The sequence below is a fragment of the Acidovorax sp. GW460-11-11-14-LB4 genome (assembly GCF_059423685.1).
The window spans coordinates 1-25,880 of sequence record NZ_JBWKYJ010000011.1 but is presented as its reverse complement, the minus strand read 5'-3'; the positions used below and the strand labels follow the sequence as shown (position 1 = coordinate 25,880).

Below are 25,880 nucleotides of genomic sequence, written 5' to 3'. Positions count from 1 at the left end.
GTTACGACACCACAAAAAAAGGCCCTGCCAGCAGTCGCTGGCAGGGCCTTTGTCATGCCGGGCAATGTGCTTATTGCGCGCTGGCAGCCGATGCAGGGGCTGCAGCGGGTGCCGGCGCGGCGGCGGCTGCGGGTGCAGCTGCGCTGGCGGGTGCCTCGGGGGCGTGCACCGCATCGGCACCGTGCTTTTCTCCGCCCATGTCGGCCTTGTCGCCCGCCGTGATGATCACATACATCGACAAAGCGGCAAACAAGACGAAGCCAACAACAATCTTCCACATATCAATATCTCCTGGGATGGGTTTGTTCAATCAAGGGGCCTGGCTGACGCGCAGGGTTGTGGGTTGTACTGGTGCGCGGCACAAGCCCCTTGATGGAACACAGGGCCCGACCCTTGCGGGGCGGGCCCTGTAAACCGGTCAGTAACGATCAGTCGTTGGCGTAGATGTCCACGTCCTTGGTTTCCTTGATGAACAGGCCACCGATCACCACCGTGGCACCGGCGATGATGATGGGGTACCACAGGCCGTTGTACATGTTGCCGGTCTGGGCCACGATGGCAAACGCCGTGGTGGGCAGCAGGCCGCCGAACCAGCCGTTACCGATGTGGTACGGCAGGGACATGGACGTGTAGCGGATGCGGGTGGGGAACATTTCCACCAGCATGGCGGCGATGGGGCCGTACACCATGGTCACCAGCAGCACCAGGTAGGTCAGGATGATGGTGACCATCACCTTGTCGATGCGCGCAGGGTCTGCCTTGGTGGGGTAGCCAGCGGCCTTCAGGTCGTCGGCCACGAGCTTCTTGAACTCGGCGTCCTTCTTCTTGGCTTCATCAGCGCTCAAGCCCTTGCTGGTGTACGAGGGGATTGCGGTTTCGCCAATCTTGATGCTCGCCACCGTACCGGCGGGAGCCACAGCGTTTTCATAGCTCACCGAAGCGCCAGCCAGCACCTGCTTGGCGATGTCGCACGAGCTGGTGAACTTGGTGGTGCCGGTGGGGTTGAACTGGAACGAGCACTCGGCAGGGTCAGCGGTGATCACCACCTTGTTCTTGGCCTGGGCTTCGGCCAGGGCAGGGTTGGCCGCCTTGGTCAGTGCACCGAACACAGGGAAGTACGTCAGCGCGGCCAGCAGGCAGCCTGCCAGGATGATGGGCTTGCGGCCGATCTTGTCCGACAGCGAACCGAACACGATGAAGAACGGCGTACCAATCAGCAGCGACACGGCCACGAAGATATTGGCGGTGGCGCCATCGACCTTCAGCGCTTGCGTCAGGAAGAACAGCGCATAGAACTGGCCCGAATACCACACCACGGCCTGGCCGGCGGTCAGGCCCACCAGTGCCAGGATCACGATCTTCAGGTTCTTCCACTGGCCGAAGGATTCGGTCAACGGTGCCTTGGAGGTCTTGCCCTCGGCCTTCATCTTCTGGAAGGCAGGCGATTCGTTCATCGACAGGCGGATCCAGACCGAAATGGCCAGCAGCAGGATCGACACGATGAACGGAACACGCCAGCCCCAATCACCAAAGGCTTCTTCGCCCAGCACGGTGCGGGTGCCCAGGATCACCATCAGCGACAGGAACAGGCCCAGCGTGGCGGTGGTCTGGATCCAGGCGGTGTAGGCGCCGCGCTTGCCGTGCGGTGCGTGCTCGGCCACATACGTGGCAGCACCGCCGTATTCACCGCCCAGTGCCAGGCCTTGCAGCAGGCGCAGGGCAATCAGGATGACGGGAGCGGCCACACCGATGGACGCGTAGGTTGGCAAGATGCCCACGATGAAGGTGGACAGGCCCATGATCAGGATGGTGACCAGGAACGTGTACTTGCGGCCGATCATGTCGCCCAGGCGGCCGAAGAAGATGGCACCGAAGGGACGAACAATGAAGCCCGCCGCAAACGCCAGCAGCGCGAAGATGAACGCCGAACCGGCATCCAGACCGCTGAAGAACTGCTTGGCGATGATGGCTGCGAGCGAGCCGTACAGGTAAAAGTCGTACCACTCGAAAACGGTGCCGAGCGACGAGGCGAAGATGACCTTCCTCTCTTCGGGCGACATCGGCCGCGGTGCGGGATGAACAGTTGCCATGGTGTGTGTCTCCTATTGGTGTTACAGACCGCACTGCGGCGGGCTGCACGCATTCTTGGAGATGGCACTGACCACCCTCTGACGCGAAACCAACAAGAGCTTTCATCAAACTGACCGCTCTCTGACAACTTAGGGTGAAACCCGCAGCACCCCTTTCAGCATCCGGAAATTGCTCAGGGCTTGCCGGGTAAACCCGAGGGGAGCTGGCTGACGGCGTCCCAGGCGGGGCCGTCGAACCAGGCGTCGCCGTCGAGGTAGGCACGCAGCATGGGCAGGCCGTCCAGCCCCCAGAACAGCTTGCCGTCCACCCCAAACGCGGGTACGCCAAACACACCGGCTGCTTGCGCGGCTTCGGTGTTGGCGCGCAGCAAGGCCTTGGTGCCGTCGCTGTTCACGTCCTGCCCGGGGCGCACCTGCTCCGCCAGCGCCTCGGCCAGCGTGGCCAGGCGCGCAGGGTCCAGCGCGTCGGCGCCGCCTTGCCACACGTGCCGCAACACCGTGCCCGCCACGTAGCGGTTGATGCTGCCGTCGTCGCTGCAGGCCAGGGCCTGGCGCAGCAGGGGCAGCGGGTTGAACGGGTGGCGCGCAGGCATCTGCAGTGGCGTGCCTTGCGCATGGCCCAGCCAGGTCACATGGCGGTAAGTCCAGTCGCGCTTGGGGGCAATGCCCGCAGGGCCGGGGTTGCCGTGCTGCTGCAGCAGGGCACCCAGCAGCACGGGCTGGTAGGTCACGCTATAGGTCAGCCCTTCCAGCACCTCGGGCAAGCGCTCAAACGCCAGCCAGGCATAGGGAGAAATGAAGTCCAGGTAGAACGTGATGCGCTTCATGCCTCGGTCTCCGGCACGGGCCAGGCAATGCCGGCGCGTTGCAACAACTGCGCCCAGATGGCGCGCCGCTGCGGAGCGTCGGCACGCGACCAGGCGCGGATTTCATCCAGCGTGCGAAAGCAGCCTTCGCAGTGGCTGCGGTCGGGCGTCATGCGGCACACCGAAATGCAGGGCGAAGGCACTGGCTCGGCATTTTTGGGGTCAAATTGGCCGGTAGCGCTAGTCTCTTTTGCCTTGGCAGCTAGCAAATCGATAGCATTCATGCGGCCGCCTGGGGCGCAGACGCGTCCGCCACCGGTGCTTGCACCACGTCCACCACGGGTGCGCCCGTCAGACGCTGCAGGTCGGTGGGGTGCAAGGGGAACACGCCATGGGGGTGGCCTGCTGCGGCCCACACCACGTCAAAGCGCAGCAGGTCCTGGTCGATGAGCGTGACGGGCGGCGTGGCATGCGCCACGGGCGACACGCCGCCAATCGAGAAGCCGGTGCGCGATTTCACAAACTCGGCATCGGCCCGGCCGATCTTGCCGCCCACATGGGCTTCCACCTTTTTCTCGTCCACGCGTCGGTCGCCCGAGGTGACCACCAGCACCGCAGCATCGTCGCTCTTGCGCCGGAAGATGATGCTCTTGGCCACCTGCCCCACCAGGATGCCCAGCGCATCGGCGGCCTGCTGCGCGGTGCGTGCGGCATCGTCCAGCATCTGCGGCAGGTGCGGGTGGCCGCGCCGCTGCAGCTCGGCAGCCACACGCTGTACGCCCTCGGGCAGGTTCTTCAGTTCGGCTCCACACATTCGCGTTGTCTCCAGCAGGTCCACAGGGGGCGTGATTCGGTCGGGTCTCCCTCCATTTTGCCGCGCGCCATGGCCTCCCTCGCACCCCGGCCCGCATGTCCCTGCGCGGCGCTCCGGCACCCGGGCCAAACCCGGCCACTTTACAAACAGGAAATGTGTGCGCCCCACAATGCGCCGAACCTTCCCAACCCAACCGCTCCCACGCCCATGAACGATGCTGCGTTGTCCCCGCTGTGCCCGAGCCTGCCCGCGACCTCCCCTGCCAACACTGTGCCGGGCCGCCCCGCCCTCGGGGCATTGCCATGCCGGGGAGCGTTGCTGGGGCTGCTGCTGACCGCGGGCATCTTGTCCGGCTGCAGCAAACCCAACGAGGCCCCCGCACCGGCCAAGGCCGCCCCCGAAGTGGGCGTGGTCACGCTCAAGCAGCAGAGCCAGCAGCTCGAAGCCGCCCTGCCCGGCCGCACCCGCGCCTCGCTCACGGCCGAGGTGAGGCCCCAGGTGTCGGGCATCCTGCAAAAGCGCCTGTTCACCGAAGGGATGCTGGTGCGCCAGGGCCAGCCGCTGTACCAGATCGATGACGCCTCGCTGCGGGCCACCGAAGCCAGCGCGCAGGCAGCCCTGGCCAAGGCCGAGGCCACAGCGCGCACCCAGGAGGCAACGGCCAAGCGCAATGCGGAGCTGGTGAAGATCGACGCCATCAGCCAGCAGGCCTTTGAAGAAAGCCAGGCCGCCGCAGCCCAGTCGCGCTCCGACGTGGCCGTGGCCCAGGCCAACCTGGCCACCGCCCGCATCAACCTCAAGTACAGCCGCATCGAGGCACCGATCAGTGGACGCATCAGCCTGTCCAACGTGACGCCGGGAGCGCTGGTCACAGCCAACCAGGCCGATGCGCTGACCTCCATCGTCCAGCTTGACCCGATGTACGTGGACTTCACCCAGTCCACCACCGAGCTGATGCAGTTGCAGCGGGACTGGGACGCTGGCCGTTTCCAGAAGGTCGAGGGCGACAAGATCCCCGTGCGCATCCGCCTGGACGATGGTACCGAGTACGCACAACGCGGCCAGCTGCAGTTTGCCGGCGTGATCGTGAACGCCACCACCGGCACCGTCACGCTGCGCGCCGTGGTGCCCAACCCCAAGGGCACGCTGATGCCCGGCATGTACGTGCAGGCGCTGCTGCCCACCGGCCTCGCGCCCGAAGCCCTGCTGGTGCCCCAGCAGGCCGTGACCCGCGACCTCACCGGCAAGCCCAGCGTGCTGGTGGTCAAAGACGGCGATGTGGTGGAAAAACGCCCGATCAGCATCGACCGGGCGGTGGGCAACCAATGGCTGCTGCAAGGCGGGCTGGCTGCCGGCGAGCGCGTTGTGACCGAAGGGTTCCAGCGCGTCAAACCCGGCGACAAGGTGCGCGCAGTGGAAGTGGACCCCAAAGCACCCACCAAGGGCCGCAAGGGAGCCCCAGGCGCCGACGCGCCGCCCGCTGCAGGTGCCGCGCCCGCCTCGGCCCCTTCCCCAGCGGCATCCCGCTGAGCACGAAGGACGCAGCACATGGCTCAGTTCTTCATCAACCGGCCCATTTTTGCCTGGGTCATCGCCATCATCATCATGCTGGGCGGTGCGCTGTCCATCGTCACGCTGCCGCTGGAGCAGTACCCCGACATCGCTCCGCCACGCGTGACCATCGGCTCGCAATACACCGGCGCCTCGGCCGAGACGGTCGAAAACTCGGTCACGCAGATCATCGAGCAGCAGCTCAAGGGCATCGACAACATGCTCTACATGAGCTCGACCTCGGATGCCTCGGGCCGCTCACGCACCACGCTCACCTTCGCGCCCGGCACCAACATCGATGTGGCGCAGGTGCAGGTGCAAAACAAGCTGCAGGCCGCCACCAACCGCCTGCCCGACGCCGTCAAGAGCCGGGGCGTGTTCGTGAACAAGGGCGGGCAGGACTTCCTGGTCACTTACAGCTTCTTCTCCAAAGACCCCTCCATGAGCGCCGTGGACATCGGCGACTTTCTGACCAGCAGCCTGGTGGACGTGATCGGCCGCATCGACGGTGTCGGTGACGTCACGGTGTTCGGCACCAACTACGCCATGCGCATCTGGATGGACCCGGCCAAGATGGAGAAGTACGCGCTGATGCCGTCGGACCTGGTCAATGCGCTCAACGCCCAGAACGCCCAGGTATCTGCCGGCCAGCTGGGCGCCCTGCCCGCGGTGTCCGACCAGCAGCTCAACGCCACCATCACCGCCCGCACCAAGCTCAAGACGGTGGAGCAGTTCGAGGCCATCGTGCTCAAGTCGGCGCTCGATGGCTCAGTGGTCACCGTCAAGGACGTGGCCCGCGTGGAGCTGGGTGCCGAGAACCTGACTGTGAAGGCCAAGCTCAATGGCATGCCCGGCGCGGGCATGGGCATCGTGCTGGCCGACGGCGCCAACGCCATGCAGGTGGCCGATGCCATTGCCGCCAAGCTGGCTGAACTCAAGCCCTACTTTCCCAACCAGATCGACTACTTCGTGAGTTCGGACTCCACGCCCTTTGTGCGCGCCTCCATCAAGGAAGTGGTCAGCGCACTGGGCGAAGCCATGATCCTGGTGGTGATCGTGATGTTCGTGTTTTTGCAGAACTTCCGCGCCACGCTGATCCCCGCCATTGCCGTGCCGGTGGTGCTGCTGGGCACCTTCGGGGTGCTGTCGCTGGCGGGGTATTCGATCAACACGCTGACCATGTTTGCCATGGTGCTGGCCATCGGCCTGCTGGTGGACGATGCGATCGTGGTGGTCGAAAACGTCGAGCGGGTGATGCACGAGACCGGCCAGTCGGCCAAGGAGGCCACCCGCCAGTCCATGCGCGAAATCACGCCCGCCCTGGTGGGCATCGGGGTCACGCTGTCGGCGGTGTTCGTGCCCATGGCGTTCTTTGGCGGCTCCACCGGCGTGATCTACCGGCAGTTCTCCATCACCATCGTGGCAGCCATGGCGCTGTCGGTGTTTGTGGCGCTGACCCTCACCCCGGCGCTGTGCGCCACGCTGCTCAAGCCAGCAGCCGCGTCTGCCGGGCATGACCGGCCCATCCGCCGCGGCCTGCTGGGCCTGAACGACCGGTTCTTCCGCTGGTTCAACCACCATTTCGACGCCACCTCGGCACGCTACCAGGGCACGGTGGCCTACACATTGCGCCGCACCAAACGCATGGTCCTGATCTTTCTGGCGGTGTGTGGCGTGGTGTGGCTGCTCATGGCGCGCCTGCCCACATCCTTCCTGCCCGACGAAGACCAGGGCTTCCTGTACGTGAACGTGAACCTGCCCTCGGGCGCCGCCGATGCGCGGCTGCAGAGCGTGCTGGACCAGGTGCGCGACTACTTTGCGCAGCAGCCCGATGTGCTGAGCTTCTACCAAGTCTCGGGCATCAACGGAGACCAGGCCTCGGCACGTGGCTTTGTGCGCCTCAAGCCCTGGGAAGACCGCACGCTGCCCAACCAGGCCGCCGCACAGATCGCCTACAAGGCCACGCGCGACCTGGCCTCCATCCGTGACGCGCGGGTGCTGGTCGTCATGCCGCCGGCCGTGCGGGGCCTGGGCTCCAGCTCGGGCTTCAACTTCGTGATCAAGGACATGAACGGCCTGGGCCACCAGGCGTTGCTGGCGGCCACCAACACCTTCCTGACCGAAGCGCGCAAGCGGCCCGAGCTGACCAACCTGCGCATGACCAACCTGGAGGACGCCAGCGAGCTGCGCCTGGAGATCGACGACCGCAAGGCCGCCGCGCTTGGGCTGTCGTACAACGACATCAACAGCGTGCTCTCCAGCGCCATTGGCGGCACCTACGTGAACGACTTCCTGAACAACGAACGGGTCAAGCGCGTGTACATCCAGGGCGACGCGCCAGCGCGCATGCTGCCGCAGGACGTGGCCCGCTGGAGCGTGCGCAACAGCAAGGGCGAGATGGTGCCGTTTGGCGCGTTCTCCACCAGCTACTGGGCCTACGGCTCGCCGCAGCTGCTGCGCTACAACGGCAACCCGGCGTACGAGCTGGAAGGCCGCGCGGCACCAGGCGTGAGCTCGGGCGCAGCCATGAAGATCGTGGAAGACATCCTGCGCACACTGCCTCCCGGCATTGGCTACGAGTGGACGGGCGCCTCGCTGCAGGAACGCCAGTCGGGCGCCCAGGCCCCCATGCTGTACGCGATCTCGATCCTGTTCGTGTTCCTGTGCCTGGCAGCCCTGTACGAGAGCTGGACCGTGCCGCTGTCGGTGATCCTGGCCGTGCCGCTGGGTGTGGTGGGCGCGCTCGCGGCCACCTACACCCGGGGCCTCACCAACGACGTGTACTTTCAGGTGGGGCTGCTGACCACGGTGGGGCTGGCGTCCAAAAACGCGATCCTGATCGTGGAGTTTGCGGTGCAGCTGCAGGAGCAGGGGAAGAACCTGTTTGACGCCATCGTCGCGGCCGTGCGCCTGCGCCTGCGGCCCATCCTGATGACCTCGCTGGCATTCGGCTTCGGGGTGATCCCGCTGGCCATCGGCACCGGCGCGGGTGCAGGCGGGCGGGTGGCCATCGGTACCGCCGTGCTGGGCGGCATGCTGGCTTCCACGATGCTGGGCATCTTCCTGGTGCCGGTGTTCTTCCTGCTGATCCGCCGCTGGTTCAAGAGCCGGTCGCGCAGCGAAGACAACGCACCGCCACCGCCAGCCACCACCCTACCGCACCCCACTCAGGAGAGCGCAGCATGACGCGCCCACCCTTTTCGCCACGCCGCCAGCGCCGGCCTGCCGCCATCGCTGCAGCCCTGGCCACCACCGCACTGATCGCGGGCTGCAGCCTGGCCCCCATGCACCAGCCCCCCGCCCTGCCGGTGCCTGACACCGTGGGCACTACCAGCGGACAGTCGGCCGTGCCCAGCGACGCCAGCCTGCAGGCGGCAGCGGCGCTGGGCTGGGTGCAGGCCCAGCCGCTGCGCGATGTCATTGCCCTCGCGCTGTCGAACAACCGCGACCTGCGCGTGGCCGTCGAGACCATCGAACGGGCCCGCGCCCAGTACGGCATCACCCGCGCCGACCTGTTGCCCAGCGTCACCGCGCAGGCTCAGGCCAGCCGCGCGCGCACCGCCGCTGGCATGAGCAGCGCCACAGCCCCTGCGCAGGTGGCCACGCAGTACACGGCACAACTGGGGTTTGCCAGTTACGAGATCGACTTCTGGGGCCGGGTGCGCAACCTCAATGAGGCAGCGCTGCAGCAGTTTCTGCAGAGCCAGCAGAACCAGCGCAACATCCAAACGGGCCTGATTGCAGATGTGGCCAACGCCTGGCTCACCCTGGCCGCCGATGAAGCCCGGCTGCAGCTGGCGCGCGACACCCTGGCCAGCCGCGAAAAGGCCTATGCGCTGACCGAACGCATCCACGCCATCGGCTCCACATCGGGACTGGTGCTGGCCCAGGCGCAGACCACGGTGGACGCGGCACGCGGCGATGTGGCGACCTACCTGGCGCAGGTGGAGCGCGACCGCAACGCACTGCAATTGCTGGTGGGAGGCCCGGTGCCTGCGGCCCTGTGGCCCACCGCCAGCACGCTGCGTGCAGACGCGCAGGCCCCGGCGGCGTTGCAGCCCGTACCGGTGCCGCTGGCCTCCAGCGTGCTGCTCGCCCGGCCCGACATACAGGCCGCCGAAAACGCCCTGCGCGCCGCCGAGGCGAACATCGGCGCTACGCGGGCGGCCCTGTTCCCCACCATCAGCCTCACGGCCAACGTAGGCACCGGCAGCCGCGAGCTGGACGGCCTGTTTGGTGCGGGCAGCGGCACCTGGAGCTTTGTGCCACTGGTCCGACTGCCCATCTTCGACGCCGGCCGCAACCGCGCCAACGTGCAGGTGGCCGAGGCCAACCAGCGCATCGCGGTGGCCCAGTACGAAAAGGCCGTGCAGACCGCGTTCCGCGAGACCGCCGATGTGCTGGCCGACCGCGCGCAATGGGACGAGCGCATCGCCGCGCAGACGCGGCTGGTGGCCTCCACCCAAAAGGCGTTCGACCTGTCGGAGGCGCGGTTCAAGGCCGGGGTGGACAACTACCTCACGGTGCTGGATGCACAACGCAGCCTGTATGCGGCACAGCAGACCCTCATCGGCCTGCGCCAGGCCGAGCAGGTCAACCGCGTGACGCTGTGGAAGGTGCTGGGCGGCACCCCGGACGCCGGTTGACGGCGGCCGGGTGGAGCTGATTTGCAGTCAGCCCGCGCGCTTGGTCAACAAGGCATTGGCCGCGCGTGAGTTGGGCTTGCGGTCCAGAAAGCCGCTGATGTAGGCGCCTGCGTCGATGAGCAAGTCCAGGTCGATGCCGGTCTCGATGTCCATGCCCTGCAGCATGTAGACCACATCTTCGGTGGCCACGTTGCCGGTCGCGCCCTTGGCATAAGGGCAGCCGCCCAGCCCAGCCACGGACGACTGGAAGTTCCACACGCCCAGCTCCAGCGCCGCCAGCGTGTTGGACAGTGCTTGGCCGTAGGTGTCATGAAAGTGGCCCGACACCTCGTCGATGCCAAAGTGCTGCAGCGTGGCCTCCAGCGCTTTCTGCACCTTGCGCGGGGTGCCCACGCCAATGGTGTCGGCCACATCCACGCGCTGCACCCCAATGCCCTTCAGCAGGCCCGCAAGGTACGCCACGCGTTCGGGCGGAATGTCGCCCTCGTACGGGCAGCCCACGGTGCAGCTCATGGCGCCACGCACGCGGATGCCAGCGGCCAACGCGGCCTCTACCACCGGGGCAAAACGCTCAATGCTTTCGGCAATGCTGCAGTTGATGTTGCGCTGGCTGAAGGCCTCGCTGGCGGAGCCGAAGACAACGATCTCGTCAGGCTGGTCCAGCACGGCCGCCTCAAAGCCCTTGAGGTTGGGCGTGAGCACCGAATACGCCACACCGCTCTGGCGGGTGATGCCCGCCATCACTTCGTGGTTGTCGGCCATCTGCGGCACCCACTTGGGGCTGACGTAGCTGGTGACTTCGATCTCTTTCAGGCCGGCCTGCTGCAGGCGGTGCACCAGCTCGATCTTGACGGCGGCGGGCACCGGGGTCTTCTCATTCTGCAGGCCGTCACGGGGGCCAACGTCGATGAGGTGGACGCGGGAGGGAATGCTCATGGGGCTACCAAGGGTGGATCAAGGAATGCCGCCATTGTCTCGCCACCGCCTCCACAGGGCCACCCCATATCGTGCCAGACCATTCGCCGGACGCGCCATCAGCCCGTACGGGCGCCATCACCCGCCACCTCTTGCCGCAGCAGGGCCACCATGGCCTGCGCCGCCAGCGACAGCGGCCGCCCCCGGAGCGTGATCAGCCCGATGGGCCGGTGCAGCACGGGCGCCTTGAGCGCTCGCGTGACCACCTCGGGCCTGCGCACCACCTGGGCCGCCAGTTCGGGCAGCGCGCTCACGCCCAGCCCCGCAGCCACCATGGCCGCGATGGTGGCCAGGTGTTCCACCTCATAGCGCGGCGCAAAACGGATGCGGTGAGTCAGCAAGGCCTCTTCCGCATACTGCCGCACGCTGGTACCTGCGGGCATGGAGATGTGCGGCAGCTCGGCCACATCCGCCCAGGCAATGGCGCTGCGCCCTCGGGCCAGCGGGTGCGTGCGCCCCATCAGCAGCACAAAGCGGTCGGACACCAGCGGGGTGTAGTCCAGGTCGGCATAGGCGGGGTTGGCAGCGGTGAGTGCAAAGTCCACGCGCCCGGCGCGCACCATGTCAAACGCCGGGCCGGCCAGGCTGTCAAACAGCTCCAGCTGCACGCCCGGATGCTGCACAGCAAACCGGGCAAACGCGCGCGGCACGGCCCCGGCGGCCAACGACGGCAGCGCCGCCAGCGCAATGCGGCCCACCTGCAGCTGCGCCACCTCCTGCACGCGGCGCACGGTCTCCTCCATCTGGTGGCGCAGAAACCGCGCCTGCTCGGCAAACACCTCGCCCGCCAGCGTGAGCTGCACGGTGCGCGTGGTGCGCTCGAACAGGCGCACGTCCAGCATCTCCTCCAGCCGAGCCACCGTGCCCGACACCGCCGACTGCGACAGGTGCATCTGCAAGGCCGTGCGCCGAAAACTCAGCGTCTCGGCCAGGGAGAGGAACACATCCACCTCGCGGGCGGACCAATTGATCTTCATAGCTGATCAGTCTATCGAAAAAGACGTCTGGACCGCGCAATGCGAGCCCCCTAGACTGAATTCAACGCAAGCACACCGCTTGAGCAGATTGAGAGCCACAAGGAGACACGATGGAGAACAGTTCGCCGCGCAACGCACGCACCGTGGTGGTAGGCGGAGGCACCATGGGGGCCGATGTGGCCGTGGTCCTGGCCCGGGGCGGCGCGCAGGTCACGGTGGTGGACCCCCACGCCGCCCGCCGCGACCACTTGCTGCCCCACATTGCGCAGGAGCTGGCCGCTGCCGGCCAGGCCGCCCACGCCGGCCCGGTGCAGGTGTGCGCCAGCCTGCAGGACGTGGACTGGAGCGGCGTGGTGCTGGTGGTGGAATGCATCACCGAGCAACTGGCAGCCAAACAAAAGCTGTTTGCCGAGCTGGAAACCGTCGCCCCCCCCAACGCCGTGCTGGCCAGCAACAGCTCGGGCTTTCCGATCAGTGCCATTGCCCAGGGGCTGACCACGGCGCAGCGCATGCTGGGCCTGCACTTCTTCATGCCCGCCCACCTGGTGCCGCTGGTGGAGGTGGTGCTGGGCGAGCGCAGCAACCCGGCCCTGGGCACCTGGCTGCACGCCTTCATGCGCGGCTGCGGCAGCGTGCCGGTGCTGGTCAAGAAGGACAAGCCCGGCTTTCTGGCCAACCGCATGCAGCACGCACTCTCGCGCGAGGCGTTTGCGCTTATCGACGAAGGCATTGCCTCGCCGGAGGACGTGGACGCCGCCGTGCGCTTTGGTTTTGGCTTCCGCTTTCTGGCGGCCGGGCCAGTGCTGCAGCGCGACCACGCAGGCATTGAGGTGCACACCGCCGCAGCCGCCACCATGTACCCCACGCTGTCAAACACCGACGTACCCGCCCAGGCCCTGCGCGACAAGGTGGCGCAGGGTCAGCTCGGCATGAAGACGGGCAAGGGCTTTTTTGACTGGCCCGAAGACCGCAAGCGGGCCGAACGCACGCGCTACGACACCCTGCTGCGCCAGGGCCTGGCGCTGCTGGCCGGCGAGTTGCCCACCATCGAGCCCCCCACCGACACGTCACAGACGGACACCCCAACGACCACTGGAGCCCGCGCATGAGTGCATCGCCCGCATCACCCACCATTGCCAGCCAGTGGGTTGACCCACTGATCGTGACCGTGGCGCCCAACGGCGCCTACAAGCAACCCGCCGACCATCTGGCCGTGCCCATCACACCGGCCACGCTGGCCACCACGGCCAAGGCCTGCCTGGACGCGGGAGCGGCCATGCTGCACATGCACATCCGCGACGCGCAAGGCCGCCACAGCCTCGATGTCGAAGGCTACCGCGAGGCGCAGCGCGTGGTGCGCCAGGCCGTGGGCGACGCGATGGTCATACAGATCACCAGCGAAGCCGCAGGCGTGTACCAGGCCCCCGCGCAGATCGCCATGGTGGAGGCCCTGCAACCCGAGGCCGTGTCCATCGGACTGCGCGAAGTAGACAAGCCCGAGATCGGCGAAGCCGGACTGCAGCGCTTCTTCACCGGCCTGGCCCAGCGCCGCACCATGGTGCAGGTCATCCTGTACGACGTGGCCGACCTGCGCCGCTGGCAGGCACTGCGCGCCAGTGGCGTGGTGCCGGATGCGCCTTGGTTCCTGCTGTTTGTGCTGGGCCGCTACAGCGCGGGCCAGACCTCCAGCCCGCGCGACCTGCTGCCTTTTCTAAACGCCCATGACGGCAACGAGCCCTGGGCCGTGTGCGCCTTCGGGGCGGCAGAGAACGCCTGCGTGGCCGCCGCCGCCGCGTTGGGCGGCCACGCCCGCGTGGGGTTTGAAAACAACCTGCTGTGCAAGGACGGCAGCGTGGCCCCCGACAACACCGCGCTGGTGCGCCAGGCCGTCGAAGCCGCAGCCGCGCTGGGCCGCCCGCTGGCCACCGCCGCCGACATCCGGCAGCGCTTTGGCGCAGGCTGATCGGCACCGCTCCATCGCGCTCCCCATCCATTGACATCAACCCGCAGCAGACGGGCTTTATCCATCCCACAGGAGACAGACATGCACCACCGCCACCTTTACTCATCCACGCCTCGCACCGCCCGGCGCGCCGTGCTGCACGCAGCCCTTGCCGTGCCCCTGGCCCTGGGCATGGCAGGCCATGCTGCCGCGCAAACAGCGGCCACCGCCTTCCCCAGCAAGACCATCCGCTTTGTGGTGCCCTACCCGCCCGGCGGCCCCACCGACCTGATGGCCCGCATGCTGCAACCCGAGCTGCAAAGCCGCCTGGGCGTGCCTGTGGTGGTGGACAACAAGGGCGGCGCCGGTGGCAACACCGGCAGCGCCGAGGTGGCCAAGCAGGCGCCAGCGGACGGCCACACGCTGCTGCTGGCCGCCAGCGGCCCGATGGCGGTCAACCCCTCGCTGTACGCCAGCATGCCGTTCAACCCGCTGTCCGATCTGGTGCCGGTGATCCAGCTGTCGGCATTTCCGCTGGTGCTGGAGGTGCATCCCTCCCTGGGCGTCAAGACACTGGCCGAGTTCCTGGCCATGGCCAAGGCCGGAAAGCCGGTGCTGAGCTACGCGTCGGCCGGCAACGGCACACCGCAGCACCTGGCGGGCGAGCTGTTCAACACCACGGCGGGCGTGAAGATGGGGCACATCCCCTACCGTGGCGCTGGCCCCGCGCTCAACGACCTGATCGGCGGACAGGTGAACGTGATGTTCGACATCGTCGGTAGCTCCCTGCCCCACATCCAGGCGGGCAAACTCATTCCGTTGGCCGTCACATCCAGCGAACGCGCCAAGGTGCTGCCCAATGTGCCCACCATGGCGGAGGCCGGCATTGCGGGCTACCAGATCACCGGCTGGCACGGCATTGCAGTGCGCGCTGGCACCCCGCAAGCCACCGTCGACAAGCTCAACGCCACGGTGAATGCGATCTTCAAGGAACCCGCCTTCCGCACCAAATGGGAAGCCATTGGCACACCCGTGGTGGGGGGCACGGCGGCCGACTTTGGGGCGCTCATCAAGGCCGACGCGCAGCGACTGGGCAAGCTGGTGCGCGATGCCGGCGTGACGGTGGATTGAAAAGGCACACCCTCTGTGCCCGCGCACAGAGGGCTATGCGACAGACCTGGGGCGCAAGCGCAGCAACAGCCAGCCCACAGCCATACCGATGGCGCTGGACAGCAGCATCACTGCACCGATCACGATCTTCACGGTGGTTGAACTGCGGATTTCCGCCTGCACCGGGTCCTTGGCAGAGTAGCGCACCGAAACAGTCTCACCCACCTTGTGGATGGCCTGCTGCTGGCGTGCGACCGAATCCGTGAAGCTGTAGGTTCGCCCATCGCCCGCCACAAACTCCACAATGCTCTTCTTGGCAAGCCCCCGGCGGTGGGATGGGCCTGTCATGATTTCTTCATGCGCCACCACCCGGCCCTTGGCGGTGTGCGTGTCGCCCAGCATGTTCATGCCAGAGGCCAATAACCACGCCGCACCCAGCGCGGTCAAGGCGCTGGGCACCAGCAGGACCCAGCCCAAAAGACCAAAGAAACGACGGAACGTGGATGTGCTCATGCCCGCCATTTTCTACGCTCGCGAGCGCGTGGACCGGCGACTTCAGTAGCCTCGCGCGGGGTTCACGATGCCCGCCACCGCCTCGCCGTGCTCCAGCGCCACCATCTTGCGTGCGATCTGGGCAATGCTCTCGTCGCGCAGCGTGCGCGCCGAGGTGTGGGGCGTGACGGTGATGCGAGGGTGCGTCCAGAACGCATGGCCTGCTGGCAACGGCTCGGTGCGGAACACATCGAGCGTGGCTCCAGCCACGTGGCCGCTGTCGATGGCGGCCACCAGGTCTTCGTCCACCAGGTGCGCACCGCGCGCCACATTGATCACATAAGCGCCGGGCAACAGGCGGCCCAGCGTGTCCTTGTTGATCACGTTGGCCGTATCGGGCGTGAGGGGCAGCAGGTTGACCAGCACGCGGCTCGCGGCCAGAAAGTCATTGAATTGATCTGCGCCCGCAAAGCCGCGCACGCCGTCGATGGCCTTGGGGCCACGGCTCCAGCCGTTGATGGGAAAGTCAAACTGCGCCAGCGCCTTGGCAACCCGCTCGCCCAGCACGCCCAGGCCCATCACACCGACGGGATAGTCGCTGCGCAGGCGTGGCTTGCGGTAGCCCCAGCGGCCCGCCTGGGTGTCGGCCTCATAGCCATCAAACTCGCGGAAGTGGCGGATGACCGCGTGGCACACATATTCAGCCATCTGCACGGCCATGCCCGCATCATCCAGCCGTACCACCAAGGCCTGGGGCGGCAAGCGCAGCTTGAGCAGGGCATCCACCCCTGCACCGATATTGAAGAGCGCCTTGAGGCCAGGCTGTTCGTCCATGAACTGCTGGGGTGGTGCCCAGACCACGGCGTAGTCGGCCTGCGGGGCGCCGGGTTGCCAAACAGAAATCTCAACGCCGGGCAGCGCGGCGGAAAAGCCCTGGAGCCAGGGCTCGGGCTTGGCATCGGTACAGCAAAAGGTGATTTTCATGGGGCCCAAGCGTAGCCGCATTGGGCCCCCTGCGCTGTCACCTGCAGACGACTCGGGACACTACTTGGCTCAGGCCTTGTCGGCGGCTACCAGCTTGAGCAGCTCTGCCCCCTCGGTCACCTGGTCGCCTGGCGCGTACAGCAGCTCCTGCACCACGCCATCGGCCGGGGCGGCGATGGTGTGCTCCATCTTCATGGCCTCCATCACCGCCAGTGGCTGCCCCTTGGCAACCTTGTCGCCCGCCTTCACGGCAAACGACACCACCTTGCCGGGCATGGGGGCCGTGAGGCGTCCGCCTTCAGCCGCTGCCTCGCCCGCGTGGGCCAGCAGGTCGATGGCGGTGATCTGCGTGGCGCCCAGCGGGGTGAACACATGGTCCACCTCGCCCTGCGCGTACACGGCAGCGCGCGTGCGCTGGCCGGCGAACTGCAACTCGATGGCGCCCTGGGGCGCTGCGCCAAAGACCAGCGAACCGGACACGGCAGCGTCGCCCTCGCCCACCTTCAAGTGCAAGCCGCCACCGCGCTCGTAAGTCAGCAGCGCCTTGGCGTGTTCACCGCCAAATTCAAATTCAAACCGACGCTGCACCACGCCATGCGTGTGAAAGCCGTCGCGGCGGCTGAACGGGTCCACGCCCTCGCTCGTGCGCTCATTCAGCAAGGCCTGCGCCACGGCCGCCGCAGCGGCCAGGGGCAAGCCCACGGGCTCCTGATGGAACAACACGGCCTGCTCGCGCGGGATCAGCGCCGTGTCCAGCTTGGCTCTGGCAAACGCATCGGTGCGTGCCACGCGGCGCAAAAACTGCACGTTGGTTGCCAGGCCCACGATGTGGGTCTGGGCCAGCGCCTCGTCCAGCCGCGCCAACGCCTGTTCGCGCGTGTCGCCGTGCACGATGAGCTTGGCCACCATGGAGTCGTAGAACGGGCTGATCGCATCGCCCTGTCGCACGCCGGAATCCACGCGCACCGCGCCTCTTTCAAACGTCACGCAATCGGGCAGCGCATACACATTGAGCGCACCGGTCGCGGGCAGGAAGTTGTTGTCCGGGTTCTCGGCACAGATGCGGGCCTCGATGGCGTGGCCTGTGATGCGCAGGTCTTGCTGCTGGAGCGGCAAGGGCTCGCCCGACGCTACACGCAGCTGCCACTCCACCAGGTCGAGGCCGGTGATCGCCTCGGTCACAGGGTGCTCCACCTGCAGGCGGGTGTTCATCTCCATGAAGTAGAACTTCATCTGCTCGGGCGCGTCGTAGCCGCCGGGCTGCTCGACGATGAACTCCACGGTGCCCGCGCCCACGTAGTTCACAGCCTCGGCGGCGGCCACAGCGGCCTCGCCCATGCGGGCGCGCAGCTCTGGCGTCATGCCCGGCGCAGGCGCTTCCTCCAGCACCTTCTGGTGGCGGCGCTGCACGGAGCAATCGCGCTCAAACAGGTACACACAGTTGCCGTGCGTGTCGCCAAACACCTGGATCTCAATGTGGCGCGGGCGCTGCACGTACTTTTCGACCAGCACCGCGTCGTCACCAAAGCTGTTGATGGCCTCGCGCTTGCAGGAGTCGAGCGCCGCCGCAAAGTCCTCGGCCTTGTCCACGGCGCGCATGCCCTTGCCGCCACCGCCGGCGCTGGCCTTGATGAGCACGGGATAGCCAATACGGTCCGCCTCGCGTTGCAGCAGCGCCGGGTCCTGGTCAGCACCGTGGTAGCCGGGCACCAGGGGCACCTGTGCCTGCTCCATGAGGCGCTTGGACTCGGCCTTCAGCCCCATGGCATTGATGGCGCTGGCGGGGGGGCCAATGAAAACCAGGCCCGCGTCGGCACAGGCCTTGGCGAAGTCTTCGTTCTCGCTCAGAAAACCGTAGCCAGGGTGGATGGCCTGCGCGCCCGTGGCCTTAGCGGCCTCGATGATGCGCTCCCAGCGCAGGTAGCTGTCCTTGGGTGCGCTGCCGCCAATGTGCACGGCCTCGTCGCACACGGCCACATGTTTGGCGTTGGCGTCGGCGTCGGAGTACACGGCGACGGTTTTCACGCCCAGGCGCTTGGCGGTCGCTGCGACACGGCAAGCGATCTCGCCACGGTTTGCAATAAGGATCTTGTTGAACATGTTTAAGCCACCTTGGCAGAACCAGAAAAGAAAGAGGACAAGCGCCGCACGACGGCGCGCAGAAACTTGAACAGCACCACCAGCAGCAGCACCGACACGACCACCATCACCACCAGCGCGATGCCAAAGGCCACCGGGTGCTGCGTGGCCAGCCAGACCACGGCCACGACCAGGCCGTCTTCAAAGAACGACAGCCCCCAGTTGGAAAACGGCTCGGGCGAGGTGTTCACGGCGGCGCGGGTGGTCATCTTGGTGGCCAAGGCCGTGGCAGAGAGCGAGCCGCCCAGCAGTCCCGCCACCACGGCCATGGTCGCGTTGTCGGCACCGAACACGCCGTAGGCCAACGCAGCGCCCGCAGGTACGCGGATGAAGGCATGGATGGCATCCCAGGCGCTGTCCACCCAGGGCACCTTGTCGGCAAAAAACTCCACCATCAGCATGAAGCCGCTGACCATCAGCACCAGCGGGTGCTGCAGCATGACCAGGCCTGGCGGCAGGGGCATCCAGCCCAGCACACCCATCATGCCGACCAGGAACACCACGGCATACAGCCGGAATCCGCTGGCCCAGCCCAGTGCGGCGGCCAGCGCCAGCAGGCTGGGCATGTCGAGCTTCGCAGTTGCTGTGGCTGCCGCGTCGCCCACGGCGCGCGCGGTGCCGCCATCCACATGCAGCCCCAGCGTGTGGAGCCACTGCACGATGTTGAACCAGAGGGCGTCCATGGCCTGCTTGTACTGATCAGCCCAACCAGGCGGGTTTGCGCTTGTTGAGGAAGGACTGCACGCCTTCCTTGCCCTCATCGCTGGCGCGGATGTCGGCAATGCCCTGCACCGTGGCGGCAATCAGCCCGGCATTGATTTCGCGCTCAGCCACATCCATCACCAGCTTCTTGCAGACGCGCACAGCGTTGGGGCTGGCGCTGGTCAGGGCCTTGAGCAGTTCGTCCACCTTGGTGTCGAGCTGGTCAGCCACCACGACCTCATGCACAAAGCCAATGCGCAAGGCTTCAGCCGCACCAAAACGCTCGGCCGTGAGGAAGTAGCGGTGCGCAGCGCGTGCGCCCATGGCACGGATCACATAGGGACTGATGGTGGCGGGGATGAGCCCCAGCTTCACCTCGCTGAGGCAAAAGCCTGCCGTGTCCACGGCCACGGCCATGTCGCACGCGGCCACCAAGCCCATGCCGCCTGCATATACATCGCCCTGCACGCGGGCAATCGTGGGCTTGGGGCATTCGTAGATCACGCGCAGCATCTCGGCCAGCTTGCCTGCATCGGCGATGTTTTCATCGCGCGTGTAGTCGGCCATGCGGCGCATCCAGTTGAGGTTGGCACCGGCGCAAAAGGCAGGGCCTTCTGCGGCGAGCACCACGGCGCGCACGTCAGCACGCCCTCCGACTTCCAGAAAGGCCGCAGTGATCTCGGCAATGACCTCATCGCTGAAGGCGTTGCGAATCTCAGGCTGCGTGAGCGTGATGCGCGCCACGGCGCCGGTTTGGGTGATGGAAAGGTTCTGGCTGCTCATGGCTTGGACGGGTTTTGCAGAAAGTAGACGAAGTCCAGCTCGGGACAGGGCTGGTCCAGCGCGGTCAATGCCGCAGTGATCTGACCCCGGTGGTGCGTTCCGTGGTTGAACACGTGCGCCAGCGTGGCCGCAAACGGCAGCGATGCCGCCGTGCCACGCATGGTGGTGTAGTCGAGCGTGCCGCTCCAACGACCAGGAGCGAACGAAGCTATCAGCGGTGCCCAGCGAGCCGCTCCTTCGCGCAGGCGGGCATCGAGTTGCGCGCGGTCGGGTTCCAGCTCGGCGTCCAGCGCCACCTTGGGCGAGGTGCCTTCGGCAAAGCGCACGAACCACAGATGGTGCTCGCCCACCAGCAGGTGGTTGAGCGTGCCGTGGATACTTTTGAAGAACAGGCCCACATCGCGCCGGTAGTCGTCCCCTGGTACCTCCGCCACTGCGTCGAGCAGGCGAGCAGTGGCCCACTGGTTGTAGCGTGCGAGTTGGGTGAAATGGTCGGTGGCGTTCATGGCGCGGTCGGGGTGCCCAGCACCCGTTTCCAGAAGGATTGCAGCGCGGCCAGCGACTGAACGCGCGCTGTGGGGTTTCCGCCCTGGTGCACACCATGGGCCGACGTGCCATTGGGCACATCGCCGCGCAGGCGCAAGGGCGCGGTGCCATCAAAGCCGTGGTAGCTGCTTTCGTACACGTGCACCGTCACGTCGCTGCCAGCGCGGGCCTTCAGCGTGCCGGCCCAGTCCACGCAGGGTTGGGCTGGGGTCCAGTCGTCCAGCGCACCCAGCTGCATCAGCAGCGGAACACTTTCTGCCACGGCCTGGTGTTTGAGCAGGGGCCCGCAGCCGGGGTAGAAGACCGCCGCACCGGCCAGTGTCGGCTCGCCCTCGCGCGGGCGGGTGAGCCGCTGCACCAGCAAATTCAACGTGGTGGTGCCGCCGTTGGACCAGCCCATCACGCCGATGTGCCGCGCATCCACGCCGGGCTGCGCGGCCAGCCACACCAGGGCCGCGCGCGCGTCTTGCACGCGGTCGTTCACGTTCAGGCTGCGGTCGCTGTAACGGGTCTGGCACACATCACGCAGCCCGCGCGATCCGAAACTGTCCGGCATCAGCACGGAATAGCCTGCGGCGTGCAGCGTTTCGGCCGTTTCACGGTAGCGGGAAGACAACACGCCCGCCTTGGCAAACAGGCCTCCACAGCCATGCAGCGCCAGAACGGCCGGCTGTACAGACGCACTGGCCTGCGCGGATGATGGCTGGGGCGCTGGCCACCAATGGGCACGCAGCACGGTACCGGAAGGCAAAGGCAACTCCACCTGGTGCAGCGCCGCAGGCTCTCCAGCGGGCGACTGGGCCCATGCGGCGCCAGTGCAGACGCCAACGCAGGCGACAACAAGAGCCAACGCGGCGAAGGCCTTGCGAGGAGAGAGGTAGATGGCGAACGTCATGGCAGACAAGTCAACGCGCAACGGCGGCGGGAAACCCGTTCGCATCCAGAAACTCGGACACTGCGGGCTGCCACACCTGCGGGAAACGCGTGAAGAGGGAATGCCCGTCCTCGCCATGGGGCGGGAACTGCACAAAGCTCGCCTTGCCGCCCGCCTTGGTGAACGCAGCGTGCCACTGGCGTGGCAACTGGGGGCCGAAGTACATGTCATTTTCGGTGTAGATCCACAGCATGGGCACCTTGGCCTGCGCACCGTAGACCTGAAAAGTGCGCTCCAGCGCTGGCTGCGAGCAGGGATTCTGGGGCCGGCCCTTGGGGTCGCCGCCACTGCCGCCTGCAAAGTTGATGGCCGCAACCACTCCGGGCGGATTCATCGCGGCCAATGCCACCGTGCTGGCGCCACCGAACGACTGCCCGACCACCAGCACCCTGTCGGTCGCCACGTCAGGCCGCTGGCGCACAGCGTTCATCGCAGCCAACATTTGCACGGCTGCGGCGTCGAACCCTGGCGCGTAGTTGCGGTTGTTGCACGCCCCCGTGTCCTCCACGTCCTCGCCACCGCTCACGCCATAGCCCACGCGGGTCGGCACGGCCACCACAAAGCCACGGCGCAGCAGGTAACGCGACGCATCGGTGTAGCGCGCCCGCCCCAGGCTGGCCCGGCCTTGCGCATCCGGTGCGCGACCGTGGTTGATGAGTGCAATCGGCGCGGGCCGCGGGTTGGTGTCGTCGGACCAGACCGTCACGCGGATGTCTTGGGCGATCTGCTTGCCCCAGGGGTTTTTGACCTGCACGGGCACATCGATCTGCTCCTCCACCACCCGTGCATGCGCGGCACCGGCCAGCACCGCCAAAGCCACCCCCCAAGACAGTCCACAAGACACGCGCATCTCTGCAGCCCCTTACATGCGGAACAAGCCGAACTTGGTGTCTTCGATCGGCGCATTGCGCGTGGCGGCCAGCCCCAGCGCCAGCACACGGCGGGTGTCGGCGGGGTCGATCACGCCGTCGTCCCACAAGCGCGCCGTGGCGTAGTAAGGGTGGCCCTGGTCTTCGTATTGACGGCGGATGGGGGCCTTGAAGGCTTCCTCCTCCTCCATGCTCCACTGGCCGCCCTTGCCTTCGATGCCGTCGCGCTTCACCGTGGCGAGCACGCCTGCGGCCTGCTCGCCACCCATCACGCTGATGCGCGCGTTGGGCCACATCCACAGGAAGCGGGGCGAGTACGCGCGGCCGCACATGCCGTAGTTGCCTGCGCCAAAGCTGCCGCCGATGATGATGGTGAACTTGGGCATGCTGGCCGTGGCCACGGCCGTCACCATCTTGGCGCCGTTGCGGGCGATGCCTTCGTTCTCGTACTTGCGGCCCACCATGAAGCCGGTGATGTTCTGCAGGAACACCAGCGGGATCTTGCGCTGGCAGCACAGCTCGATGAAGTGCGCACCCTTGAGCGCCGACTCGCTGAACAGAATGCCGTTGTTGGCGATGATGCCGACCATCATCCCTTCGATGCGTGCAAAGCCCGTGACCAGTGTGGTGCCGTAGCGCGCCTTGAACTCGTCGAACTCGCTGCCGTCCACGATGCGCGCAATGATCTCGCGCACATCGAACGGCTTGCGCGTGTCCACGGGGATCACGCCGTACAGCTCTTCTGCTGCGAATTTAGGAGCTACCGGTGCATGATCTGCGGGCACCTGCGGCTTGTTTTTATTCAAATTGCGCACTGCATTGCGTGCCAGTTGCAGCGCGTGCATGTCGTTCTGCGCCAGGTGGTCGGCCACACCCGACAGGCGGGTGTGCACGTCACCGCCGCCAAGGTCTTCGGCCGTCACGACCTCGCCCGTCGCGGCCTTGACCAGCGGCGGGCCACCCAAAAAGATGGTGCCCTGGTTCTTGACGATGATGGACTCGTCACTCATGGCCGGCACATAGGCGCCGCCCGCCGTGCACGATCCCATGACCACCGCGATCTGCGAGATGCCCATGGCGCTCATGTTGGCCTGGTTGAAGAAGATGCGGCCGAAGTGGTCGCGGTCGGGGAACACCTCATCCTGGTTGGGCAGGTTGGCGCCGCCGGAGTCCACCAGGTAGATGCAGGGCAGGTGGTTCTGCTGCGCCACCTCCTGCGCGCGCAAGTGCTTCTTGACGGTGAGCGGGTAGTAGGTGCCGCCCTTCACCGTGGCGTCGTTGCACACGATCATGCAATCCACGCCGCTCACGCGGCCAACGCCCGCAATGAGCCCCGCGCTGGGCGCGTCGTTGTTGTACATGTTGAGCGCGGCCAGCGGCGCCAGTTCGAGGAACGGCGTTCCCGGGTCCAGCAGCATCTGCACGCGCTCGCGCGGCAGCAACTTGCCCCGCGCCGTGTGCTTGGCGCGGGCCGCCTCACCGCCGCCCTGGGCGACCTTGTCGAGCTGCGCGCGCAGGTCATCCACCAGTGTGCGCATGGCGGCAGCGTTGGCCAGAAAGTCCGCCGAGCGGGCATTGAGTTGGGTGTCGAGAATGGTCATACGTTGTGGCTCTTTCAAGCGGTTTTCTGTTCTTCCAGGCCCAGCTGGTCCTTCATCTCGTCGCGGATCTTGAACTTCTGGATCTTGCCCGTCACCGTCATCGGAAAGCTGGTGACAAAGCGGATGTAGCGCGGCACCTTGTAGTGCGCAATCTGGCCCTTGCAGAAGGCGCGGATGTCGTCCTCGGTAGGCTGCGTGCCGGGCTTGGCGATGATCCAGGCACAGAGTTCTTCGCCGTACTTCTGGTCGGGCACACCCACCACCTGCACGTCCTGCACCTGCGGGTGGCGGTACAAAAATTCTTCGATCTCGCGCGGGTAAATGTTTTCGCCGCCACGGATCACCATGTCCTTGATGCGGCCGACGATGTTCACGTAGCCCTCGGCATCCATGGTGGCCAGGTCGCCGGTGTGCATCCAGCCGCCGTCGTCGATGGCCTCGCGGGTCTTGGCCTCATCGCCCCAGTAGCCGTGCATGACGGAATAGCCCTTGGTGCAGAACTCGCCGCGCTGGCCGATGGGCACGATGGCGCCCGTGTCAGGGTCCACGATCTTCACCTCCAGGTGCGGCTGCACCTGGCCCACGGTCGATACGCGCTTGTCCAGCGGCGTGTCGGTGCTGCTTTGGCAGCTCACGGGGCTGGTCTCGGTCATGCCGTAGGCGATGGTGATTTCGCGCAGATTCATCTGCTCCACCACACGCTTCATCACCTCGGTGGGGCAGGGCGAGCCCGCCATGATGCCGGTGCGCAGGGTGCTGAGGTTGAACTCGGCAAAACGCGGGTGGTCCAGCTCGGCGATGAACATGGTGGGCACGCCGTGCAGGCCGGTGCAGCGCTCGTCCTGCACCGTCTGCAGCACGGTGATCGGGTCGAATCCGTCATTGGGGTACACGATGGCAGAGCCATGCGTGAGGCAGGCCAGGTTGCCCAGGACCATGCCAAAGCAGTGGTACAGCGGCACGGGGATACACAGCCGGTCTTCGGGCGTGAGCTTCATGCATTCGCCAATGAAGAAGCCGTTGTTCAGGATATTGCGGTGCGTGAGCGTGGCCCCCTTGGGGAAGCCCGTGGTGCCGCTGGTGAACTGGATGTTGATGGGGTCGGTGGCCTTCAGCGCCGCTGCGATGTGCGCCAGGCGCGGGTCGGCCGCGTTGCCGCGTGCCAGCAGGTCCGAAAACCGCAGCAGGCCGGGCTCGTCGGCGCCCTGCCCCGCCTCATCGATCCACACCACGGTGTTCAGGTGGGGCAGCTTCACGGAGCCCAGCTGGCCTGGCTGCTGGTGGTGCCACTCGGGCGCCAGCTCGCGCAGCATGCCCAGGTAGTCGCTGGTCTTGAAGCGGGCCATGGTCACCAGCAGCTTGCAGCCCACCTTGTTGAGCGCGTAGTCCACCTCAGACGTGCGGTACGCCGGGTTGATGTTGACCAGCACCAAGCCCACCTGGGCGGTGGCCAGCTGCATCAGCACCCATTCGGCATTGTTGTGCGACCAGATGCCCACGCGGTCTCCGGGGGTGAGCCCCATGCCCAGCAGCGCGCTGGCCAAGCGGTGGGCTTCAGCCTGCAACTGAGCGTAGGTGTAGCGGCGGCCCTGGTGCACACTGACCAGCGCCTCGCGCTCGGGCTGGCGGGCCACCATGTCGGCAAAGAAGGCGCCGATGGTCTGCTCGATCAGGGGAACATCGGTGGCGCCACGGGCGTAGCTCTCCACCAGTGGTGCGGATTGTGTTGCGGCTGCAGTCGTCACGGGTTTGTCTCCTCGGTCATCCGGCCAGCGCAGGCAGAACGCGCACGGCGGGCGGGCAATTAGCAAGCTTGGGCAAGCATAGAAGCCCACGCCCCGGCCGGGTTGCCACAATGGTTGCAAATCGTGCCACGGCTGGCACACTCTGTGGCGTGAAACCGCCCGCCCCACCCGCTC

Annotated in this window: 23 protein-coding genes; 6 read left to right on the top strand and 17 right to left on the bottom strand. The window is 66.6% G+C overall.

The features are described 5' to 3' along the window. Positions 1 to 70: 70 nt before the first annotated feature. The 5 genes from AC07X4_RS06705 to AC07X4_RS06685 all read right to left on the bottom strand — a co-directional run bounded on the left by AC07X4_RS06705 (position 71) and on the right by AC07X4_RS06685 (position 3,710). Entirely contained in the window at positions 71 to 280 is a 210-nt protein-coding gene (locus AC07X4_RS06705) for a hypothetical protein (RefSeq protein WP_056057887.1), read from the bottom strand. Positions 281 to 428: 148 nt separating this feature from the next. Beyond that, positions 429 to 2,090, bottom strand: coding sequence for an MFS transporter (locus AC07X4_RS06700; RefSeq protein ID WP_056057882.1), 1,662 nt, complete (start codon positions 2,088 to 2,090; stop codon positions 429 to 431). A gap of 173 nt (positions 2,091 to 2,263) precedes the next feature. Further along, a complete protein-coding gene (locus tag AC07X4_RS06695; protein WP_099729231.1) occupies positions 2,264 to 2,917 on the bottom strand; it encodes a 2-hydroxychromene-2-carboxylate isomerase in 654 nt (217 codons plus the stop codon). Continuing rightward, positions 2,914 to 3,180 carry a DUF1289 domain-containing protein gene (locus AC07X4_RS06690; protein ID WP_099729230.1) on the bottom strand — a complete coding sequence of 89 codons (267 nt, stop codon included), beginning with the start codon at positions 3,178 to 3,180 and terminating at the stop codon, positions 2,914 to 2,916. Before AC07X4_RS06690 ends, AC07X4_RS06695 begins: the two co-directional genes overlap by 4 nt. Continuing rightward, positions 3,177 to 3,710: a YbaK/EbsC family protein gene (locus AC07X4_RS06685; protein WP_099729229.1), complete on the bottom strand. Its 534-nt coding sequence runs from the start codon at positions 3,708 to 3,710 to the stop codon at positions 3,177 to 3,179. Before AC07X4_RS06685 ends, AC07X4_RS06690 begins: the two co-directional genes overlap by 4 nt. A gap of 207 nt (positions 3,711 to 3,917) precedes the next feature. Between AC07X4_RS06685 and AC07X4_RS06680 the strand changes: the two genes are divergently transcribed. The 3 genes from AC07X4_RS06680 to AC07X4_RS06670 are packed head-to-tail and all read left to right on the top strand — an operon-like array spanning position 3,918 to position 9,907. Next, the gene (locus tag AC07X4_RS06680) at positions 3,918 to 5,240 is read left to right on the top strand and encodes an efflux RND transporter periplasmic adaptor subunit (RefSeq protein ID WP_494739613.1); all 1,323 of its coding nucleotides are present in this window, start codon (positions 3,918 to 3,920) and stop codon (positions 5,238 to 5,240) included. An 18-nt stretch (positions 5,241 to 5,258) separates the two neighbouring features. Beyond that, entirely contained in the window at positions 5,259 to 8,447 is a 3,189-nt protein-coding gene (locus tag AC07X4_RS06675; RefSeq protein WP_494739612.1) for an efflux RND transporter permease subunit, read from the top strand. After that, complete coding sequence (locus AC07X4_RS06670) at positions 8,444 to 9,907, top strand: efflux transporter outer membrane subunit (RefSeq protein ID WP_494739611.1); 1,464 nt, start codon at positions 8,444 to 8,446, stop codon at positions 9,905 to 9,907. Before AC07X4_RS06675 ends, AC07X4_RS06670 begins: the two co-directional genes overlap by 4 nt. A gap of 27 nt (positions 9,908 to 9,934) precedes the next feature. On the opposite strand, the gene AC07X4_RS06665 is transcribed toward AC07X4_RS06670, so the two are convergent. After that, positions 9,935 to 10,843: a hydroxymethylglutaryl-CoA lyase gene (locus AC07X4_RS06665; protein ID WP_494739610.1), complete on the bottom strand. Its 909-nt coding sequence runs from the start codon at positions 10,841 to 10,843 to the stop codon at positions 9,935 to 9,937. A gap of 98 nt (positions 10,844 to 10,941) precedes the next feature. After that, positions 10,942 to 11,859 (bottom strand): LysR family transcriptional regulator, encoded by a 918-nt coding sequence (locus tag AC07X4_RS06660; RefSeq protein ID WP_494739609.1) that lies wholly within the window; start codon positions 11,857 to 11,859, stop codon positions 10,942 to 10,944. A gap of 110 nt (positions 11,860 to 11,969) precedes the next feature. On the opposite strand from AC07X4_RS06660, the gene AC07X4_RS06655 reads away from it, so the two are divergent. From AC07X4_RS06655 to AC07X4_RS06645, 3 genes are all read left to right on the top strand, one after another. Beyond that, positions 11,970 to 12,968 carry a 3-hydroxyacyl-CoA dehydrogenase family protein gene (locus AC07X4_RS06655; protein WP_494739608.1) on the top strand — a complete coding sequence of 333 codons (999 nt, stop codon included), beginning with the start codon at positions 11,970 to 11,972 and terminating at the stop codon, positions 12,966 to 12,968. After that, positions 12,965 to 13,822, top strand: a complete 858-nt coding sequence (locus AC07X4_RS06650) for a beta-keto acid cleavage family enzyme (RefSeq protein WP_494739607.1) — start codon at positions 12,965 to 12,967, stop codon at positions 13,820 to 13,822. The genes AC07X4_RS06655 and AC07X4_RS06650 overlap by 4 nt, the downstream gene beginning before the upstream one ends. Positions 13,823 to 13,903: 81 nt before the next feature. Continuing rightward, positions 13,904 to 14,932 carry a Bug family tripartite tricarboxylate transporter substrate binding protein gene (locus AC07X4_RS06645; RefSeq protein ID WP_494739606.1) on the top strand — a complete coding sequence of 343 codons (1,029 nt, stop codon included), beginning with the start codon at positions 13,904 to 13,906 and terminating at the stop codon, positions 14,930 to 14,932. A gap of 33 nt (positions 14,933 to 14,965) precedes the next feature. Here the strand turns inward: AC07X4_RS06645 and AC07X4_RS06640 are convergent, their stop codons facing one another. From AC07X4_RS06640 to AC07X4_RS06595, 10 genes are all read right to left on the bottom strand, one after another. Further along, entirely contained in the window at positions 14,966 to 15,424 is a 459-nt protein-coding gene (locus tag AC07X4_RS06640) for a DUF3592 domain-containing protein (RefSeq protein WP_494739605.1), read from the bottom strand. Between the two features lie 42 nt (positions 15,425 to 15,466). After that, on the bottom strand, positions 15,467 to 16,387 hold the full coding sequence (locus AC07X4_RS06635) for a 2-hydroxyacid dehydrogenase (RefSeq protein ID WP_440597404.1): 921 nt from the start codon (positions 16,385 to 16,387) through the stop codon (positions 15,467 to 15,469). 69 nt (positions 16,388 to 16,456) lie between these two features. Then, a complete protein-coding gene (locus AC07X4_RS06630; protein ID WP_494739604.1) occupies positions 16,457 to 18,487 on the bottom strand; it encodes an acetyl/propionyl/methylcrotonyl-CoA carboxylase subunit alpha in 2,031 nt (676 codons plus the stop codon). A 2-nt stretch (positions 18,488 to 18,489) separates the two neighbouring features. Further along, the gene (locus AC07X4_RS06625; protein ID WP_395456417.1) at positions 18,490 to 19,209 is read right to left on the bottom strand and encodes a DUF4126 domain-containing protein; all 720 of its coding nucleotides are present in this window, start codon (positions 19,207 to 19,209) and stop codon (positions 18,490 to 18,492) included. Between the two features lie 16 nt (positions 19,210 to 19,225). Next, entirely contained in the window at positions 19,226 to 20,011 is a 786-nt protein-coding gene (locus AC07X4_RS06620; protein WP_494739603.1) for an enoyl-CoA hydratase/isomerase family protein, read from the bottom strand. Continuing rightward, positions 20,008 to 20,517, bottom strand: coding sequence for a DinB family protein (locus AC07X4_RS06615; RefSeq protein WP_494739602.1), 510 nt, complete (start codon positions 20,515 to 20,517; stop codon positions 20,008 to 20,010). Before AC07X4_RS06615 ends, AC07X4_RS06620 begins: the two co-directional genes overlap by 4 nt. Next, entirely contained in the window at positions 20,514 to 21,452 is a 939-nt protein-coding gene (locus tag AC07X4_RS06610) for a dienelactone hydrolase family protein (RefSeq protein WP_494739601.1), read from the bottom strand. Before AC07X4_RS06610 ends, AC07X4_RS06615 begins: the two co-directional genes overlap by 4 nt. A gap of 10 nt (positions 21,453 to 21,462) precedes the next feature. After that, on the bottom strand, positions 21,463 to 22,335 hold the full coding sequence (locus AC07X4_RS06605; protein WP_494739600.1) for an alpha/beta hydrolase family protein: 873 nt from the start codon (positions 22,333 to 22,335) through the stop codon (positions 21,463 to 21,465). Between the two features lie 18 nt (positions 22,336 to 22,353). Beyond that, complete coding sequence (locus tag AC07X4_RS06600) at positions 22,354 to 23,961, bottom strand: carboxyl transferase domain-containing protein (protein ID WP_494739599.1); 1,608 nt, start codon at positions 23,959 to 23,961, stop codon at positions 22,354 to 22,356. 14 nt (positions 23,962 to 23,975) lie between these two features. Continuing rightward, positions 23,976 to 25,706, bottom strand: a complete 1,731-nt coding sequence (locus tag AC07X4_RS06595; protein ID WP_494739598.1) for an AMP-binding protein — start codon at positions 25,704 to 25,706, stop codon at positions 23,976 to 23,978. Positions 25,707 to 25,880 lie beyond the last annotated feature (174 nt).